This is a genomic window from Rhodococcus sp. GB-02, from assembly GCF_053470465.1.
In genome coordinates this window covers 722,260-740,318 of record NZ_JBPUKE010000003.1, presented here as the reverse complement: position 1 = coordinate 740,318, position 18,059 = coordinate 722,260, and the positions used below count along the sequence as shown (strand labels likewise).

The following is an 18,059-nucleotide window of genomic DNA, read 5'->3' as shown; positions in this document are numbered from 1 at the left end:
GAACACACTGTGCCACCGGATATTCACGTTAATATGACAATGCCCGCTGTGGTTTCTGGCGATGTACCGGCCGTCGATGCTGCCCGCCCCTGAGACCACCGCCGGTTGAAGGAGACAATACTGTGCTGCACCTGCGCGTCATCTCGCCGAGTGAGCGAACCGGAGACGTGTTGAACATGCTGGCTGCTGAGCCCGGGGTCACTCATGTGACGCTCGCGCTCAGTGCCGCTGTCGATCCGCCTGGGGATGTGATCGAGGCGGATGTAGCGCGTGCCTGCGCTAATGATGTGCTTGCTGCGTTGACTGCTCTGGACTTGGTGAGGGCCGGCGGTATTTCGTTCGAGCCGGTGGGAACCGTGCTGTCCTTCTCAGGGGGGACGGGCGGGCGCTGCGGCTCCGACAAGGTCGGACGAGACGGTGGTGTGGGAGCAGCTACTCGCTCAGGCGAGGGAGGGGGCCCGTCTGACTCCCGCGTTTCTTGCTTTTCTGGTGATCGCATTTTTGCTCTCGGCAGTCGGTGTTGCCACTGCTTCGCCGCTGACCTTGGTCGGTGCAATGGTGGTGGGACCCGAATTCCGGCCATCGGCAGCGCTTTCAGTGGGTCTGGTACGTCGAGACAAAGGGCTCGTGCGCAATTCGATACGCACTCTGGCGATCTCGTTTCCGGCCGCGATGGCGTTCACCGGCCTGGCCACCCTGCTGTGGATTCGTCTGGGCTGGGTCGGGGTCGGTGATGTCGAGAACGCCCGCGCGTTCGATTTCATCTACGAGGTGGGACCGTTCTCCCTGGTGGTAGCACTGCTAGCGGGAGCGGCAGGCATGCTGGCAATGGTCACCTCCACCTCTACGGTCCTGGTGGGCGTCTTCATCTCGGTAACGACGGTGCCAGCTGCGGGGCTGGCCGTCGTCGCGGTCTTCGCGGGGAAGTGGAATGTCGTGCTGAGCTCAATTGCTCAACTCGGTGTCAATCTGATTGGCATTGTGCTCGCTGGAGTGTTTGTGCTGCTGCTGTTTTCGTTGCCGCGGTCCGGTCGTCAATGGAAGTCAGTCACACGCCGGGAGGCCAGCCTGGGCAAAGCGCCGTAGGCAAGCAATTCCCAGAGCCGCCGGACCTGGACTCCCAAGGCTTTTGACGAATAGCCGTCTTCCCGATGGACGCGAACGTCCGGAGAAGCAAACGCCGCTACAAACAGATTCCGCCTGCGAGCCCCATACTTGGATTTCGAACTTCTCGTCTTCGCTCAAGCCTTAACCCGCCCGAACTAGCGCATGTTCTGACGCTCGTGGAAGGTGCCGGCGGAGTTCTGGTCAGTCTCGGTCTGGGCGGATTCTCGGTGCGCGATGTAGCGGTGAAACTGTCGGCACCCGCCATCCTGGTGGTTGTGTCAGGATTGGGCACGCTCAACCACAGTGCCTTGAGTGTCGAATCGTTGGTGAGTGCGGGTGTGCGGTTCGTCGGGTTGGTGATCGGGTCCTGGCCGCAGAATTCCGGCTTGGTTGAGTGGGTAATCGCGACGACTTCGTGTCGGTCGCCGGTGTGCTGTTGCTCGTCTCGAGGCCGGCTGGGATCGACGTTGTGGTTTCCGACGATTGCGTGGCCGGTCCTTCATGGGGTGTGCCGGATTGAGGCCTGCCGCTGGTGGATAGCTGCCAAGAGATCCACCAGCGGCACGAGATACTTGCTGAGATCTTGTTCTGTCGAGAGCTCTATGCCTTCTGGAGTTGGTCGCCGCGGATCCAGCAGGCGTGGAATCCTGACGGAACTCGCTGCGGCAGTAGGACGCGAGCGACGGGGCCGTCCTCGATGTTCTCGGCATCGAAGATGTTGATCTCGCCGCGATCCTCTGCTTCGTCGTTGACGAAGCAGACCAGGTAGCCGTCGGTTTCGCTGGTGGAGCCGTCGCGCGCCGCGAAGGGCGCTTCGGAACCCCATCGTCCCGGTCCGAACTTGTGCTCTTCTTTGGTTTGGGTCTGGGAGTCGAATTTTACGAGTCCGTCGAAGAGGAGGGTGGGTTCATTGGCGAGACTCATGTTGTACGAGTACCGATGCTCTCGGCCCATGATTCGCGAGTCGACGCTGGGAAACTCGATGTTGGCGTCGTCGAGCGGCGTCTCGGTTGTCATTCCGGTGCGAAGGTTGAAACGGTACCGGTAGAGCTGCGCATCGAGACGCATGTATGCAAGCATGTTGGACAGTGGATGCTCGAAGGTGGACTGGTGCTGAGGGTTCTTCACTCGGCAGGCATCCATGATGATCTCGTCGCCCTGTTCCCAGGAGTTGACGACGTGATAGATGTAGCACGGTTTCGCCTCGAACCAACGAACGTCCTGGCCTGTCCCGTGGCGGGGGATGACAGCAAAACGGGCGGGTAGAGCCTGATCGTAGAAGATCCGGTACTTGCCGGCTTTCCGGGCCTCATGGTCTTGTACCAGCGGGAGATCCATGAGGACCGAGTAGTTCTCGGTGATCGCGATGTCGTGCGGCAAGCGGGGGCCGGGAAGGTCGATCTTTGTTTCATGTGTCTGCGTGCCCTCGGCTCCGATGATTCCGTACCGCAGGTAATCCATATCCGGCCCGTAGTCGAACCAGATGAGCTCGCCCGTCGTCTCGTCGACTTTGGGGTGAGCCATCATGTCGCCGGCGAAGGTGCCTAGGAAGTCTTGTGCACCTAGTGTTTCCAGCGACAGAGGATCGACGGCGTACGGTGTTCCGCAGAGATACCACGTCGAGAGTACCTGGCCGCGGTGGTAGATGACGTCGGTATTGGAGGCGTCCTTGATGCCGAGTCCGTGGCCGTTACCCCACGGGTTGTCCTTGGGGTTCTCCATCAGGCCGGTCCACAATGCGCCGCCGGCCTCCGATTCCTGCTCGAAAGAACGAGTGTGGACGTACCGGTTGCGGTATCTGACCTTGCCGTTCTCGAAGTGGGCGGCGTGGATCATGCCGTCCCCGTCGAACATGTGGTAGCGCCCGGTGGACGGGAACTGGCGGTTCGGACCGTTCCGAAGGTAGACACCGTTGAGGTCCGTGGGGATCTCGCCGATCACAGTCAGGTCCTCTAGTGTCAGTTCATCTTTCACCGGAGCGAACACCCCGAGAAGGTAGGGGTTGTCTTCGCCGCCGTTCACAGGACGTGCGACCGCGATCGGCGCCTCGCCGGCAGGCAACTGAGTATTCGTCATCGTTTTCCTTCCATCGATTTGAGCTCCGGTCCCATCCGGGGCCGGATCACCAACTGCGTGCATCGGAACTCGGCGATACGCCGGCCTTCCTCGTCCAGGACGCTCGCATCCCAGAGGTGAGTGCGTCGCCCACAGTGGACGGGCGTGGCGACCGCCGTGACCATTCCCGATCGTGCGGTTCCGAGGTAGTTCGTCTTGATTTCGAGTGTGGTGAAGGAATCACCGTCCGCCAGTGCCAGGCGTGTGCCGATTCCGCAAGCCGTATCTGCCAGTGCAACAACAGTTGCCGCGTGTAGATATCCGTTGGGTGCCAAGAGTTCTTCCCTAACGGTCAGATCGGCGATGACCGATTCTGCCGAGGCTTTGCGGATGCGCATGCCGATCAGGCCCGGCAGTCGCCCTTGAAGCATGGCGTTCAGCTCATCGGTCAGTGGGAGGTCGACGCCGGTAGGTGTTGCTCTCGGAAGCCCTACCGGGGATTGGTTCCGGCTCATCGATCACAGATTCTGTGCGATGTGGACTCGCAGGTCGCGGCGCTGTAGTTTCCCGACCGGGTTGCGCGGCAACTCCTCGACTGTGACGAGCCGTTCGGGCAATTTGAACGACGCGATGTCCTTGGCACGCAGGAATTCCACCAGTGCGTCGAGTGAGACACTCGCCTCAGGCATGGGAACTACGACGGCACAGCACTTCTCGCCGAGGACAGCGTCGTCGTAGCCGACGATCGCAATGTCCGAGACGTGGGGATGCTCGAGGAGTAGTCCCTCGATCTCTGCCGGCGCGATGTTCATTCCGCCTCGGATGATGATTTCCTTGCTGCGGTCGACGAACTTGAGGTACTCGCCGGATTCTCCGCACAGTTCGAAAACATCACCGCTGCAAAGGTACCCGTCGTCGTCGAACGGGCCTTTCTCTGCGGTTCCCGCGAGATAGCCGGCGAATACCGTCGGCCCCTTCAGTCGAAGTTCACCGCGACCGCCAACCCGGGTGACGACCTCACCGGTCGTCAAGTCGACCAGGCGCACCGAGGTACGTTCTGCGACCGACGTTACCCAGGTCCTGGTGGTGGCACCGTAGTTCGGCAGATACTCGGCTCGGATCATCGGGTCGGGGGTGTCGCACGCAGCCCCGAGCAGACACACGCCTTCATTGGATCCGAAGAAATTGAGAACCTCGATGCCGAGGTCGTTCTGCCAGTCGCGCACTACCCCGGGAGGCAGTGGCGCACCGCCGGATCCAACTGTGTGCAACGACGAAAGGTCGAATGTGGAAAGCAGGTTCGGGTTCTGCAGCAGCATGCTCAAGACAGTGGGGGGCATGCTGGCATGGGTGACATGGTGCTGTTGAACCTGGTTGAGGAAGACTGCGATGTCCAATGGATGGTGCTGGACGAGGTGCGCGCCGCTGAGCAGCCACGGCAGCAGGGACGTCGCGAATCCTGCCATATTCACCATTGGGAAGGGACCGAGAATGATTGAGTCCGAGTCGGCCCGGAGTCCGTCCTGCACCGCCCGGCCGATTGCGAGCCAGTCGGCGTGGCACCGGGGGACACCCTTGGGTGCTGCTTCGGTCCCGCTCGTCCAGCAGATCGTGATGCAGTCGTTGACAGTTCGGTCGAGTTGGCTGTAAGCCTTCCGGACTGCGTTGATGTCGTCAGCCGTCGATGAAGCCCCGTCCAACGGCACACCTGCGTTGTCCTGCGATGGTCCGAAGGTGAAGACGCGACGTAACGACGGAGCTACATCGATGAGGGTGAGGGCTTCCTCGTGCGGCGCTCGGTCATGCAGTCGCGTCGCGGTGACGACGGCGACTGCCTCGGACGATTCGACGATCCGGCTCAGTTCGTGTCGTCGGTAGGAGGCTGGCATGGGCGCCGCAATCGCTCCGAGACGCCACAGCGCCAGGTACGTGGCGGCAAGGGCAATCGAGTTGGGCAGCAGGACTGCAACAACGTGACCGGGGCCCACTCCGTGCGCATGCAAGGTTGCGGCGATGTCGTCGATACGTGCATCAAGTTCACACCAGGTCAACGAACCGGGTGAAATCCCGGCGATGTCCGAGAGATTCTGCGGGTCGGTCATGGCAGGTGCGTCGCCGCGTGAGAGAACATGACCGTCGAAGAGGTTGAGAACCGTTTCAGGAAGCCACCATCCACGTTCGAGATGATCGAGGACCCGACTTTCGGGATGGCAAGCGCGCAACTGATTCGTGTGATCTTGATCCATGATGGCATTCACGAGTTTCGTTCCCTTGGATGGCTTGGCAGGCATGGACGACGGGCGGGGGAGAAGAGTCATTGCAGACGCCTGACGACGACGGCAGCGCCCAGTCCGAGAGCCGCCGGAATGGTGATCAGGGCGTACTCACCGTCGATGTGGCGCAGTTGGTCGAGGGCGTTGACCAGCAGCACTGCGCCGCCGGCGCCGAGTGGATGTCCAGTGGCCATGGAACCACCGAGCGGATTCACAATGGCTGGATCGAGCTCGAATTCGCGGGTCATCAACAGCACAGATGCCGCGAAGGATTCGTTCGCTTCCACGACGTCGAGTTGTGGCGCCGTGATCCCGGCGTTGGCCAAGGCGCGCTGTGCTGCCGCCACGGGCGCGGTCAGGAGCGGAGAACGCACTGCGGCTTGCGCGACACCGATCACCTCGGCTACCGGCTCTCGGCCGAGGCGTGCTGACGCGGCACGCGAGCCGAGGACAGCTAACGCTGCGCCGTCGGCGAGTTGAGGCGCGGTCGCCGACGTATGCAGTCCCGTCGCGGCACGAGGCGCGGACGGCAATCGATACGCGACCCGTTCCCACGACGGATCTTCCCCGAACAGTGTCGGTAGTTCGGCGAGCCCGTCGACGCTCAGGCCTGCGCGCGGGCCCTCGTCTGTGGAAAGGATCGTCGTGTCGTTCGACCGTACCGCGATGATCGAATCGGATGACGGCGCCGCGAGCGCCCGCTGGTGCGAGGAAACTGCGCACTCGTCGAGTTGCGTTCTGGTGAAGCCGCACTGGGCGGCCGTGAGATCGGCGGAGACTCCGATCGTGACGTAACCTGTGCGGTCTCCGAGCTCGTCGTCGATCGCGAAGGAGGGCTTGTCGGCCATCATCGGGACCCGAGACATCGATTCGACTCCTCCGGCGACTACGACGTCCGCAATACCGGAAGCAACCTTGGCGGCGCCGGTCTCGATGGCGTCGAGGCTCGAGCAACATAGCCTCGACACGACGCCGGCATTCACTTCGTCGGGCCAGCCGGCCCACAGTGCCGCGGCACGCGCGACGTTGCCGCCCTGGTCACCGAATGCGGTGCTTGTCCCGATTATGATGTCCCTGACCAGTTCGGGTGCTAGGCCGCGTTCTGCTGCTGCCGACAACAACTGGCCGAGAAGGTCGTGAGCCGGAACGTTCGCGAGGGTGCCGCCTTGGCGACGGACCCGGGCTTTCGGAGTGCGGATGGCGTCGTAAATGTAGACGCCGGAAGAGAATTGCGACATGCTGTCACCCTTCGATCTGACGGCGGTCCTGGACCATACGGAATCGCCCAGCCACAAAGGATTCGTCGGTCAAGGTGGCGTTTCCAGCCGGGTTCAGCCCGGTGACGTGGTAGTCGCTGTACGCGGCCGCGTACTGCATCGGCATCGACGAGACGAGATTGGCCGACAGCGATGCCCCGGCGTCGGCATAGGCGGCCGCGATATCGTCGATGGCGTTGTCGTCGGTGCAATACAGGTACGAGCTGATTGCACCGTGTTGACGGATGCTTGCTGTCGCGTGCTCGACGGCAGCGTCACGGTCCGCACAATCGATGAGGTAGGCGACGGGTCCGAATTGCTCGCCGCCGGGCAACTGGTCGCCTCGACGTGGATCGACACGGATCAGTAACGGCGTCACAGCCCGGGCCTTCGAGTACTCAGGATGCGCGTAGGCAACCGGATTGCGCACCAGGGTTCCGTTGGTTTCAGCCTGGTTTGCAACGGAATTGAGTGATTCGAGAGTGCTCTCCGACTGAAGTGCACCACAGATGGCAGCTGCTCGGCGGGGTGTTCCCGCCAGATCGTCGATGGCTGCGCTGAGTGCGGCGACCACGTCGTTTCGGGAAACGACTCCGTCGGGCGTGAGGACGCCCGCATCGGGGATGTAGATGTTCTGGGGCGTAGTACACATCTGCCCACTGAACAGTGACAGACCGCCGGCCAAGGTCCGCATCGTCGCGGCCACGTTCTGAACTGAATCGAGGATCACGGTGTTCACGCCGGACGTCTCCGTGAATATGAGCGCATTCGAGACGTTGCGCTCGAGCCAGTTTCCGAAGCGCTGGCTACCTGTGAAGTCGACAATTCGAGTGGCCGGATTGGTTGCGAGGTCACCGGCGACAGGGCTCTCGGCCGTGTCGACGAGGAGCTGAACCGAATCTGCCGGCAGGCCGGTTTCGCTGAGCACGTCCCGGATGATGCTGACGGCGAGTGCCGTTGCGAGAATCGATCGGGGATGCGGCTTCACGAGCACCGGATTGCCGGTGGCGAGGTTCGCGAGGATCGCAGGATAGGCGTTCCAGGCCGGGAACGACGCGCAGGCAATGACGAGTGCCGTGCCGAGTGGTCGGGGGCGGAAACGCTTGCGCAGAGTCACCGGAGTCTTGCCGAACGTCTGCTGCCAGGTCACCTCGCTGGGAACACGATTCATGGCGGCCCAGGCCATTGCAACGGCCTCCAGTCCACGGTCGAGAGCGTTTGTCCCACTGCCGCTGCACGCCATGGAGAGGCTCTGGCCTGTGGTGTGGGAGGTGACGGCGGCGAACTCCGGTCCACGCTGGTGGATCCGATGCAACGCCTCGAGGCACACGCCGACACGGCGTTGGACCCCAGCGTCACGCAGGTCTGCAGCCACCCGAGCAGCGCCGGCCAAGGCTTCATGTGCGGTGGGTGCGCTGTACGAGACGTTCAGAGGCTTTCCAGTGTACGGCGAAACCTCGTCAGCAGTGATTGTCGACGTAGAGAGGTCCGAAAGCTGCAGTACGGCACCGGCATAGGCTCCGACAAATTCGTCGGCCTGCCGGGAATCGGGTGGAGTGATGGGGGCAAATCCAGTCCATGCGGTGCGTGACAGATTGGCTTCTACTGCGGCCTGGAGTAGATCCAAATGGACTTCGAAGAACATGAACACTCGTTCCTGTCGGCGGCAAATACAACTCAGGGTTAGAAATGGCACAGAGTTCGATTGAGTGCAGCCAGCTACTCGCGGGGCCTGTGTGTGGATCGGCTCACTGCACGAATCAGATGCTACTACCGCTAATGAAGTTAATCTAGTGAGTCTATCGTTGTCAACGATCCGTCCTGAAATGCCTTGCGTGACAGATAGTCGCTGGTCTACTTGGCGAATTGTCAACTGTCCTGGGCTTCGCAGGCGAAACGCAGTTGCGGTATTGGCCCTCCTCGTTGTCTACTTCAATAAGTGTAGTTAACTGGAGGGATCGAGTTCGAATGTCAATCGAAAATGTGGTGCGTGGTGCAGCATGCAAGTACGGCCCCGAAGTGGCCGTGGAAGACGACGAAGGTTCACTGACGTTCTCTCAACTGTCCGACCGAGTACACCAACTGGCAGTCGGACTCGACAAAGTCGGGGTTTCACCTGGCGATAGAGTCCTCGTACTTCTGCCCAACTCCGTTGCATCAGTCGAGGTTGACCTCGCCTTGACTGTCGGGGGATACATACGAGTTGCACTCAACCCACGTGTCGGCGAACGGGACTGGGCAAGAATCGAACAAGACTGCGCTCCTCGTGCGTTGATCTTCGACCCGAGGGTTGACGGAGCGACCGATTTCGTGTCACGGTCGACGGCCGAGGTAGTAATCGAGGTGCAAGGAAGTGGCAGCGCGCGGCCCACACTCGATGAAATTATTGCCGATGCACCGTTCGGTGCCTCCCTCGGAACCCTCGACCCTGCATCCCTATGCGCTCTGCATTACTCGTCCGGTACAACAGGTGTACCAAAAGGAGCGCAACGGTCACACGCGAACCGGCTCGCATCGCTGCGCGCAATGCGCGAGCACGTGCTCGAAGGCAGCCTCGACGGACTGGAACCTTCTGTGTTCATCCATGCCGGACCCGTGATCCATACGAGCGGACTGTTCGTCCTCCCACTCCTCGAGGCAGGCGGCCGTCAAGTGCTTCTCGATCATCCTCATCCCGAGGACATGATCGATGCCATCGAAAAGCATGGTGGGACACACACCGCGCTGGTGCCTACCGTCGTAGCACGCTTGTTGGATTTCGATGACGCACGACTCGCGCCGATGCGCCGCCTGCGCATGCTCGCCTATGCGGGCGCGCCGATGCCCGTCGAGCATCTCCGTCAGGCATACCATCGGATCACGCCGAATCTCGTACAGTACTACGGGATGGTCGAAGCGATTCCGCCGTTGACCGTACTCACCACAGCTGATCACCGCCGGGGTGTGACGGAGGACGCGGACGTGCTCCACTCGGTCGGGAAACCCTGCACGGGAGTCGAAATCGAGTTCTGCGACGGCGGCGAGACCGTCGCGGACGGCCAGATCGGCGAACTCGTGGTCAGCGGACCTTCAGTGAGCCCGGGATACCACAACGCCGAAACACGTACCGACCTCGGAAAAAGTCATGACAAAGGACTCCTGTACTCCGGCGACCTCGGATTCCGTGCGACCAACGGTTACCTCCATCTGACCGGTCGCAGTAAGGACATGATCATTACCGGCGGATACAACGTCTATCCGAGAGAGATCGAAGAGGAGCTCTCCGCGATACCCGGAATCAAAGACGTTGTCGTCATTGGCCTTCCAGACCCCCTCTGGGGTCAGCGCATCGTCGCGGCGTACACCGTCGAATCCACCACGACGGTCGACGAACCGAGTGCACTGGCCGAATGCCGACGCCGACTTCCCGACTTCAAACGTCCCAAGTCCGTTCACCACGTCGACGATCTTCCCCTGACACCGTTGGGGAAGATCGACAGGGTCAGTGCAACGCGACTGCTCGAGCAACTCACGCAGAAAGCTACTGCGTGATCGGAAACGACATGCAGTGGTTGAACCCGACATCTGAACCCGAAACCATCTCTTAAGTAGGTACCAATGAACAGCCCGATCCTCACTTCCCTCCGTCTCCCCATCGTGGCCGCGCCGATGTTCTTGGTCTCGGGACCCGACCTCGTCGTCTCGGCATGTCAATCAGGCGTCATCGGTTCCTTTCCCACGCAGAACTGCCGGACCCTCGACGACCTCGACAGTTGGATGGGATCGATAACCGATCGCCTCGGTAGTGGCGCAAACGGTTCCACCAACCCTGCTCCGTGGGCCGCGAACCTTGTAACCCACAGCAGCAACCAACGTCTCGCGGATGACCTTCGTCTCATCGCCGAATACAAGCCCAAGTTGGTCATTACAGCTCTCGGTTCCCCGAAGCCTGTAATGGACGTCGTGAAGGGTTACGGCGGCATCGTGATCGCGGACGTCGTCAACATGACACTTGCGCACAAAGCAGCAGATGCGGGAGTCGACGGTATGGCGTGCGTATCCGCAGGGGCGGGTGGACACACCGGCCATCTCTCCCCGTTCGCCTTCACGTCAGCCGTCCGCGAGTTCTTCGACGGCATGATCATCATTGGCGGCGGAATCAGCGACGGCTTCGGAGTTGCGGGCGCCATCACCGCGGGTGCTGATCTCGTATACATGGGAACTCGCTTCCTAGCGGCGGAAGAGAGCATGGCGCAGCAGGCGTACAAGCAGATGATCGTCGACAGCGGCCCCGATGATCTTGTCGTGAGTGCGTCTGTCACCGGCACTCCGGCCTCCTGGTTGAAACCCAGTCTGATTGCGGCTGGACTGGACCCCGACAACCTTGCGCCGCTGACCGTGGAGAAGAACTACACGGCCGGTGGTGGATCGCTCAAGCGGTGGAAGGACGTGTGGGCGGCCGGTCAGGGACTGCAGACTATCCATGCGGTCGAGCCGGTGAGCAAAATAGTCGATCAGATTGCTGCGGAGTACGGCACTGCGCTGCAGCGGATTTCGGACGGACATCCGGTGAGCGCCGGGGTCTGACGGCGTCGAATCGGTCGACAAGGCGGGCCAGAATGCTGTGCATTCCGGCTCGCCCTGCCGTTGAAACGATCTCGATACCTCGGGGCCCCTACACTTCAACTACGACGGCGATTCCCTGGCCTACGCCGATGCACGCAGTCGCGATACCGATCCCGCCGCCCATACGGCGAAGGTGCCGCATACAGTCGACGACGAGTCTCGCGGCAGATGCCCCGAGTGGATGCCCCAGCGCGATAGCTCCCCCAAAGGGATTTACTCGATCCACCGGTATCTGCGACAACTCGCGTAGGCAGGACAGCACCATCGCTGCAAATGCCTCATTGATCTCGAGTACCCGAATGTCTGCGAAGTTGAGGTTCAAGCGGTCCATCGCCTTGTGTACTGCGGCCACCGGTGCCAGTGCAAAACGTTGAGGTTCCACGCCAACAACCGCCGAGGTCAAGATTCGTCCCAGCGGCTCAACCCCTAGATCGTTTGCGCTAGAACGAGTTCCTACAAGTGCGGCCGTTGCGCCGTCGCTGATAGGTGATGAATTTCCCGCTGTCACAGAGCCTCCCGTGGAGAACGCCGGACGTAACGAGGCGAGTTTTTGCATGCTTGTCTGTCGAATCAACTCATCACATTCGAGGCCGGACAACGGATCCACGAATCCAGTATGGACACCGTCCGACCATGCCTTTGATGCCAGTTCGTGCGACCTCAGGGCCCACGCATCCTGCTCTTCCCTGCCGACACCTCTCTCGTCGGCGATCAACTCGGCTGAACGCCCAAGAGTTTCCACCCAGGGCTGCGGGAATTGAGGATTCACCATCCTCCATCCCACCGTCGTCGAGACCAGCTCGACGGAACGCGGAAATGCGGAATCCACGGGAGGCAGCACGAAGGGCGCTCGGCTCATGCTCTCTGAGCCCCCGGCCAGATACAGATTGCCTTCGCCTACAGCTACACGCCGAGCGGCCGACGCGAGGGCTTCTGCACCGGATCCGCACAGTCTGTTGACCGAGACGCCGGGGATACTCGTCGGAAGACCCGCAAGAAGCGTAGCCATTCTCGCTATGTTCCGGTTGTCCTCACCGGCGCCGTTTGCATTACCCCACAAGACATCCTCAATGCCGGCAGCATCAAAATCTGGGTACCGGGCGATCAAAGAGGCAATGGGCAACGCGGCGAGATCGTCGGCACGTATGTGCGCCAAGGATCCTCGCGCCGCACCGAACGGCGTCCGAGCTGCATCGATCACCCACGGCGCGGAATCTCCAGCGCCGAATGTATTGCTTTTCATGCGAAGTCGTCTTTCGTGAGTGTGGTATTCGGCTAGTGAAGAACCTCGGAGATGTGGACAGACTTCTGTAGTTGGAGGTCAATGGTGATAGCTGTCGGCTACTGTGTTCTAACGTGATCGAACCGCACGCTGGTCCGGTTAAGCCGACTATTGCAGCCACGGCACTTCAATACCGGTTCCACGAGCGCGTCGCACAACCGGTGGCGGATAACAAGGCCTCGCCCCGTCGCATCAGGAAATGCCTGTCCCGACCACCAGATGAACGACGCGTACACGCCGAACAAGTCCATGCCGCGGGCAGTCAGTCGATACTGCTGCCCAGGTTCGCACTTGCGGAGAATGTCAGCCGCGCACAGTCGGCTGAGCCGATCGGTGAGAGTCGTGGGAGAAACATCCAGGGCCGCTCTGAAATCGCCGAACCGTCTGGCACCGGCCAGTGCATACCCGGTCACGAGAGCACTCCAGCGATCCCCGATAGCTTCCATCACCGTATTGAACTGCATGTCCCCGCGCTGTGCGGGCTCGCTTGGAAGTCGACTCGAACGTCGACGGGCACCCGATGTCGATGACCAGACTGCGTCCGATTCTATCTCCACAACGGTGTTGCGTGCGCTGATGTGGTTATCGCATTCCCAACAAACCACAACTGCAGGTCCACGGTGTCCGCACTGCTCATGAACCAACTCAGGTTCCCCGGCTCCTTCTGCGGTCCATTCGCGCTGCCAACCCCACAAGCAGACGAGGATCTGCCACGTCGACAATCCCAACTCGGTGAGTTGGTATTCGTATCGCTCCGGAGTGTCCGGTTGCGGTACTCGGTGGAATACGCCCCGTAGGACAAGGGCATTGAGCCGGTCGGCCAGTATCGCAGGCGGCGCACCCGTGTGTTCGAGCCACTGATTGAACCGGCACGTTCGCTCGAGAAAAGCGTCCCGCAACACCGCAAGTGTGAGTCGATCGCCCAGAAGCTCGAATGTCGCTGACGTTGCGTTCACGATGTCAGAATTCTCTAGATTAAGGTCGATCGTCACTACAGCTCATTCCTCGAAGTCTGAACGCATCGTTCCTGACGCAAACTGGACAGGACTGCTGACCATGATTGCAATGAAATGACAGTCCACCACATAATTTGCCAAAATTCCCGCGTAGTCGAGTTGGGCGGTCCCGTCGCGATCTTGCGGATCGTGACGTTCGAACGCCTCCGTAATTCGATACGGTAACTGTACTACAATTGATGTCTGCGCTTTGGTTCGCTTGTGATTGTCCGTTCGACCGTCGGCCACCTCAGCGATTCGCCAAAAATGAGCGCAACTCTTGCTCTTCGAGAGCTTTGAAAATGGCGTCGTTTCGACTGATCTCGACGTTGCAGGCATTGCACGTGTCCACAGGAGCAGGATGTGGTCGATGGTGGTTCGGTGCGGCGCAGGTGACTGGCCGCCACCTTCGCCGGGCCCGAAGGCGAGATTGAAGGCCCACACGTCCAGTACTGGAGCGCCAGACCTGACCAGCAGGCCTCTCCCAGATCTCCAATACCTTTCCCGCACACCTCTTACCAGCAGCTCTCATCAGCAATTCGATGCAGCCGTGTCCAACAGCAATACCGTGGCCAAGGGTGAGTTCGCGTGGATGCGATGCGCACCGTAGGTGCCATGCGAGGCGGTATGAACCTCGGTGATCAGCTGGGTCAGCCAGGCATGTCGCAGTGAGCGTTCCGAGGGTGGCCGGTTTCGCCACTCGCGGAAACCGGACTCCGACACGTCCAGAATTCGGCATGAGGTTTGGACGGGTAGTCCTTCCTTCGCTATCACTTCGATCGCTTCGAATCGCCTTTTAGGCCGCCACCGACTTCAGCAGTTCCGTGGAGCGTTTGGCAATGGCAAGTTCGGTTTCCGGCTCGGCGACACGACGACGGGCAGCGGCGAGTTCGGCGCTCTCGATCAAGTTCAGGCCCGGTTTCTGTCCGGTGTCGATGAGCTCTTGGCCCAAGCCAGTTGTAGATCGTCTGGTCGGTGACATCGAGAGCTGCGGCGACCTCGGCGACCGTGCGTCCTGGCTTCAACAGATCGAGGACTTTTCGGCGGAACTCGGGCGGATAGCGTCGGGGCATCGTGGACCTCTCTCGGGTGCATCAATGCCTGAAGTAAAACAAACGAACTCCGGGAAACTCGGGGTACATCAGGCGACGGGTGTCGGGTAGGGATCGGCGTAGAACTCGAGCACCGTGATCGTGAGGGGTCGGCCGCAGTGGGTGCAGTTGCGGCCGTGTTCGGTCACGACGACGAGGGCGGTGCTCATGGTTTGAGGGTAGGAGATTTCCTGAACGTCGCATCCTGGTTCCGTGCACCGGTCGCCGGTTGGGGCGATCTGCCTGCCGGGTTCGACTCGTGGCAGCACGGAGGTACTACGTGCTGGCCGTTCTCCGCAGCCGAAGTTGTCTTTCCTGTTGAACTATGGGCAGGTGGGGCGCAGTATTTACAGATGAAGACCGAAGAGGAAGAGCGTCTGATCGCTCATGCGGTGACGCGGTTGTCTGCGAAGTATCCGTCGATATCGGCTGATGTCGTTGCGGACGCTGTGGCGTCTGCTCATGCTCATTTCGACGGCCACAAGGTGCGTGATTTCGTTCCTCTGCTCGTCGAGCGCATGGCGGGGGAGAAACTTTCCTCGCTGGTCCCGTCTTAGCGGACGTGTCCGCGGCAGACGAGTCCGATATTGCGCAGGCGAGAGTGTTTCTGGCGCTGTTGAATTCGGAGATCGACGAACTGTCGGAGCGTATCGAATCCACGCTGCGACTGGTGTGGGGTACTCGTCCGGGCGCACCCGGGTTGGCGTCGGCGGCGCGCACCGATGCGGCGGCTCTGCGTAAGGACCTTCATCGGGTGCATGCTCTGGTCGAGCAATTGATACGCCGCTTTCCTGCCGCCAATGTTCCCGCTGATGTGCCTGCCGCACATTCTTTCCGCAGCTGATCGGTTTCCGGCGCAGCGCTCATCACGCTCGGTGCGCGGTCAGCCGCTATTCTGAATCGCCCCCGTCGTCGGAGGCCTGCGCAGATTCGGAGGGTAAACGGTATGGGTCGGGAGCGAGCATCAAGTGCTGCCGCTGCTGTGGTCGACTGCGCGGCCTATGTCGACGGGGTGCGACTGCCCGGCACCCACACGCCGGAAAGTGCGTTGGATGAGGTTCGGCGCCGTGGTTCGGGGTTCGTGTGGCTCGGTTTGTTTGCACCGACCTTCGAGCAGATGACCGTCGTCGCACAGACGTACGGCCTGCACGAATTGGTCGCCGAGGACTCGGTGCACGCGCATCAACGCCCCAAACTCGAACAGTACGACAAGGTGACCGTGTTGGTGATGCGCACCGCGCACTACCTTTCACCGACCTCGATCCGCACCGCCGACGACATCGTCGAGACGGGTGAGATCCTCGCTGCTGTCGGCGCGGATTTCATCGTCACCGTCCGGCACGGTGCTCACACCGCGTTGGCGGGCGTGCGCGCCGAACTCGAAGGATCGCCGGAACACCTGCGAATGGGGCCGTGGGCTGTCCTGCACGCGGTGATCGACCAGATCGTAGACGGATACCTTGGCGTCGTCGGTTCGGTCGACGTCGATATCGACACCCTGGAGGTGGAACTGCTCAGTCCCGATCGTTACACCCCTATCGAGCAGATCTATTTCGTCAAACGTGAGGTGCTCGAATTGCGGCGTTCGGTCAATCCGCTCGCGGCGGCGCTGTCCACTCTCACCACGACTACCGCGCTACCGGACCCGATTCCGAAGGACGTACACCGACAGCTACGCGATGTCGCCGAACACCACGCCGCGGTGGCGGAACGGATCGTCGAGTTCGACGATGTCATCAGCTCTCTCGTCGCTGCGACCCTTGCTCGGGTCAATGTTCAACAGAACACTGATCTGCGCAAGATCACCGCGTGGGCGTCTTTGGCGGCGTTCGTGACTGCGTTCGCCGGGATCTACGGCATGAACTTTCAGTTCATGCCGGAACTGCGATGGCGGTACGGGTATCTGTTGTGGTGGATCATCGCGGTGACCGGCGCGGTGTCGTTGTTCACCTTGTTCCGCCGCAAACGCTGGCTGTAGAAACCGTCAGTGCAGATATTTGTCCGGCCCGGCCGGAACTTGCACTCGTGCCAGCAATTCAACGTGTCACGTCCAGGAGGGCAGGCGGTTCGATGACGCCGACGCAACCGTTGCTGCAATCGACAAACCCTTCGCGTCGGCCGGTCGGTGTGGGCTGCGCCCCGGCATAGAATTCGAGCACGGTGATCAACAGCGGACGGCCGCACTGGACACAATCGCGTCCAGGCTCGGTCACGACGACGGGCACAGTGCTCACGGAACTCCACGATATGCGAATTTCTCGACTGCGCACCCCTCACTTGCAACAGCAAGTCCCCGAGACGCTTTGACGCTGTCCCGTCTGTCCGTCACGTTCAGCTCTCGAGACCTTTGACGCTAATTGGGGTGCGTCTCCGCAGTCCGGGCCTCTGGCTGCGTTTCCGGAGGATGATGCCGGCGAGGGCATGTGAGTAGAGATCAGCAACCCAGTTGTATGGATCCCGCGAAGATCCGAGCGGAATTCTTCCTTCGAGCCGGTCGATGATTGATTCTGGGTGAGTTGGTTACTTTGGTGGTCTCGGAAAGGCAGCTCTGCCGTGGATTCGTTTGTCCTGACTCTCGTCCTCGTCGGCTCATTTCTCGGGGCCGCTTTGCTTCTGCGTTGCGTCAATACCCGCCGGCCAGTCCGCCCCGGCGTTCCGAAGGTCCGTCCGGTCCTGGACGGTGGCCGACTCGGGTCTCGTCCGCGGGTGCGGTGATGACGGCCTGGCATGTGATGGCGATATGCCGCGCATTCAGAGTTCGGTTGCCCAGCACCTGCGTGAGTGCGAGTACGCCACCGGGCTCACCACTGAGCCACGTTGGTGTCAGAGTCTCGACGACCAGCCACGCGGAGGGCGCTCGAACAGGACCGACCGCGAGGCCACCGGACCGACGGCCGATACCAGCCTTCGCGAAGCAACGGGAGTGGTTCAGCCATGTATCTCCGAGGTGAAGTCGAAGTCGCTGCGCAGCAGCCTGGTTCGCGCCGTTTTCTCTCCAACGCTAGCGAGGATCACGTCATGAAGTATCTCGTTGACCATCTGCACCTGACCGGCCTGTTCCATCGAGGCGACCTGACCGAGGAGGAAGCGATCAACCTCGACAGCTACTACCGCCTCCACCCGTTGCCGCGGCCCGCGGTCTTCACGGCGTCACTGGGTGGCCACACCCACTTCTGAGTCCGGCTTGGACGTGTGCGCAGCAGCATGTGATCTTCCCGTCGAAGCATGTGACCGAGAGACCTTCGAGGCGCTGCCTGGCGTCAGTCCTGTATCGGAGTTTGCGAGTGAGAGGGGATTTCGTAGTGATACCCGTAGCGCGTTCGGCGCATCCCGTCCCGGACGGTGCTGCCGACTCCAAGTGGTGGCAGGGAACGCCGCGTGCGGTGGCGCTGAAG

At 61.1% G+C, this 18,059-nt stretch carries 16 protein-coding genes and 3 pseudogenes; 8 read left to right on the top strand and 11 right to left on the bottom strand.

The genetic code is table 11. The features are described from left to right. The first annotated feature begins 122 nt into the window (after nt 1–122). Nucleotides 123–1,086 (top strand): annotated as a pseudogene (locus ACSW29_RS23875) (DUF389 domain-containing protein). A gap of 65 nt (nt 1,087–1,151) precedes the next feature. Next, a pseudogene (locus ACSW29_RS23870) lies at nt 1,152–1,427 on the top strand (AAA family ATPase); the annotation flags it as partial. 280 nt (nt 1,428–1,707) lie between these two features. On the opposite strand, the gene ACSW29_RS23865 reads toward ACSW29_RS23870, so the two are convergent. The 5 genes from ACSW29_RS23865 to ACSW29_RS23845 are packed head-to-tail and all read right to left on the bottom strand — an operon-like array spanning nt 1,708 to nt 8,336. Next, nucleotides 1,708–3,183, bottom strand: coding sequence for a carotenoid oxygenase family protein (locus ACSW29_RS23865; protein WP_347875438.1), 1,476 nt, complete (start codon nt 3,181–3,183; stop codon nt 1,708–1,710). Beyond that, nucleotides 3,180–3,677: a PaaI family thioesterase gene (locus ACSW29_RS23860; RefSeq protein ID WP_230813144.1), complete on the bottom strand. Its 498-nt coding sequence runs from the start codon at nt 3,675–3,677 to the stop codon at nt 3,180–3,182. The genes ACSW29_RS23865 and ACSW29_RS23860 overlap by 4 nt, the downstream gene beginning before the upstream one ends. A 3-nt stretch (nt 3,678–3,680) precedes the next feature. After that, the gene (locus tag ACSW29_RS23855; protein WP_448278470.1) at nt 3,681–5,480 is read right to left on the bottom strand and encodes a class I adenylate-forming enzyme family protein; all 1,800 of its coding nucleotides are present in this window, start codon (nt 5,478–5,480) and stop codon (nt 3,681–3,683) included. Further along, nucleotides 5,477–6,673, bottom strand: a complete 1,197-nt coding sequence (locus ACSW29_RS23850; protein ID WP_448278469.1) for a thiolase family protein — start codon at nt 6,671–6,673, stop codon at nt 5,477–5,479. Before ACSW29_RS23850 ends, ACSW29_RS23855 begins: the two co-directional genes overlap by 4 nt. 4 nt (nt 6,674–6,677) lie before the next feature. After that, a complete protein-coding gene (locus tag ACSW29_RS23845; protein ID WP_448278468.1) occupies nt 6,678–8,336 on the bottom strand; it encodes an aldehyde dehydrogenase family protein in 1,659 nt (552 codons plus the stop codon). Nucleotides 8,337–8,659: 323 nt separating this feature from the next. On the opposite strand from ACSW29_RS23845, the gene ACSW29_RS23840 reads away from it, so the two are divergent. Beyond that, nucleotides 8,660–10,222: a class I adenylate-forming enzyme family protein gene (locus tag ACSW29_RS23840; protein ID WP_448278467.1), complete on the top strand. Its 1,563-nt coding sequence runs from the start codon at nt 8,660–8,662 to the stop codon at nt 10,220–10,222. A gap of 66 nt (nt 10,223–10,288) precedes the next feature. After that, the gene (locus tag ACSW29_RS23835) at nt 10,289–11,257 is read left to right on the top strand and encodes an NAD(P)H-dependent flavin oxidoreductase (protein ID WP_317829635.1); all 969 of its coding nucleotides are present in this window, start codon (nt 10,289–10,291) and stop codon (nt 11,255–11,257) included. 88 nt (nt 11,258–11,345) lie between these two features. On the opposite strand, the gene ACSW29_RS23830 is transcribed toward ACSW29_RS23835, so the two are convergent. From ACSW29_RS23830 to ACSW29_RS23810, 5 genes and pseudogenes are all read right to left on the bottom strand, one after another. After that, a complete protein-coding gene (locus ACSW29_RS23830) occupies nt 11,346–12,539 on the bottom strand; it encodes a thiolase family protein (protein WP_230813150.1) in 1,194 nt (397 codons plus the stop codon). 98 nt (nt 12,540–12,637) lie between these two features. Then, nucleotides 12,638–13,534: a winged helix-turn-helix transcriptional regulator gene (locus tag ACSW29_RS23825; protein WP_317829634.1), complete on the bottom strand. Its 897-nt coding sequence runs from the start codon at nt 13,532–13,534 to the stop codon at nt 12,638–12,640. 42 nt (nt 13,535–13,576) lie between these two features. Beyond that, nucleotides 13,577–14,017 carry a hypothetical protein gene (locus ACSW29_RS23820; protein ID WP_448278466.1) on the bottom strand — a complete coding sequence of 147 codons (441 nt, stop codon included), beginning with the start codon at nt 14,015–14,017 and terminating at the stop codon, nt 13,577–13,579. Nucleotides 14,018–14,369: 352 nt separating this feature from the next. Then, complete coding sequence (locus ACSW29_RS23815; protein WP_448278465.1) at nt 14,370–14,525, bottom strand: hypothetical protein; 156 nt, start codon at nt 14,523–14,525, stop codon at nt 14,370–14,372. 55 nt (nt 14,526–14,580) lie between these two features. Further along, a pseudogene (locus ACSW29_RS23810) lies at nt 14,581–14,646 on the bottom strand (hypothetical protein); the annotation flags it as partial. Between the two features lie 371 nt (nt 14,647–15,017). Here ACSW29_RS23810 and ACSW29_RS23805 point away from each other — a divergent pair. From ACSW29_RS23805 to ACSW29_RS23795, 3 genes are all read left to right on the top strand, one after another. Then, complete coding sequence (locus tag ACSW29_RS23805) at nt 15,018–15,221, top strand: three-helix bundle dimerization domain-containing protein (protein WP_347875431.1); 204 nt, start codon at nt 15,018–15,020, stop codon at nt 15,219–15,221. A gap of 5 nt (nt 15,222–15,226) precedes the next feature. Next, entirely contained in the window at nt 15,227–15,508 is a 282-nt protein-coding gene (locus ACSW29_RS23800; protein WP_230813155.1) for a hypothetical protein, read from the top strand. Between the two features lie 102 nt (nt 15,509–15,610). Next, a complete protein-coding gene (locus ACSW29_RS23795; protein ID WP_448278464.1) occupies nt 15,611–16,642 on the top strand; it encodes a magnesium and cobalt transport protein CorA in 1,032 nt (343 codons plus the stop codon). A 58-nt stretch (nt 16,643–16,700) separates the two neighbouring features. Here the strand turns inward: ACSW29_RS23795 and ACSW29_RS23790 are convergent, their stop codons facing one another. Continuing rightward, nucleotides 16,701–16,898: a hypothetical protein gene (locus tag ACSW29_RS23790; protein ID WP_448278463.1), complete on the bottom strand. Its 198-nt coding sequence runs from the start codon at nt 16,896–16,898 to the stop codon at nt 16,701–16,703. A 784-nt stretch (nt 16,899–17,682) separates the two neighbouring features. On the opposite strand from ACSW29_RS23790, the gene ACSW29_RS23785 reads away from it, so the two are divergent. Then, complete coding sequence (locus ACSW29_RS23785; protein WP_448278462.1) at nt 17,683–17,841, top strand: hypothetical protein; 159 nt, start codon at nt 17,683–17,685, stop codon at nt 17,839–17,841. Nucleotides 17,842–18,059: the final 218 nt, after the last annotated feature.

What these genes read in the sequence shown, in the direction of transcription:
- ACSW29_RS23865 (WP_347875438.1), bottom strand. Translation starts at nt 3,183, where the DNA reads ATGACGAATACTCAGTTGCCTGCCGGCGAGGCGCCGATCGCGGTCGCA.
- ACSW29_RS23860 (WP_230813144.1), bottom strand. Translation starts at nt 3,677, where the DNA reads ATGAGCCGGAACCAATCCCCGGTAGGGCTTCCGAGAGCAACACCTACC.
- ACSW29_RS23855 (WP_448278470.1), bottom strand. Translation starts at nt 5,480, where the DNA reads ATGACTCTTCTCCCCCGCCCGTCGTCCATGCCTGCCAAGCCATCCAAG.
- ACSW29_RS23850 (WP_448278469.1), bottom strand. Translation starts at nt 6,673, where the DNA reads ATGTCGCAATTCTCTTCCGGCGTCTACATTTACGACGCCATCCGCACT.
- ACSW29_RS23845 (WP_448278468.1), bottom strand. Translation starts at nt 8,336, where the DNA reads ATGTTCTTCGAAGTCCATTTGGATCTACTCCAGGCCGCAGTAGAAGCC.
- ACSW29_RS23840 (WP_448278467.1), top strand. Translation starts at nt 8,660, where the DNA reads ATGTCAATCGAAAATGTGGTGCGTGGTGCAGCATGCAAGTACGGCCCC.
- ACSW29_RS23835 (WP_317829635.1), top strand. Translation starts at nt 10,289, where the DNA reads ATGAACAGCCCGATCCTCACTTCCCTCCGTCTCCCCATCGTGGCCGCG.
- ACSW29_RS23830 (WP_230813150.1), bottom strand. Translation starts at nt 12,539, where the DNA reads ATGAAAAGCAATACATTCGGCGCTGGAGATTCCGCGCCGTGGGTGATC.
- ACSW29_RS23805 (WP_347875431.1), top strand. Translation starts at nt 15,018, where the DNA reads ATGAAGACCGAAGAGGAAGAGCGTCTGATCGCTCATGCGGTGACGCGG.
- ACSW29_RS23795 (WP_448278464.1), top strand. Translation starts at nt 15,611, where the DNA reads ATGGGTCGGGAGCGAGCATCAAGTGCTGCCGCTGCTGTGGTCGACTGC.
- ACSW29_RS23785 (WP_448278462.1), top strand. Translation starts at nt 17,683, where the DNA reads ATGAAGTATCTCGTTGACCATCTGCACCTGACCGGCCTGTTCCATCGA.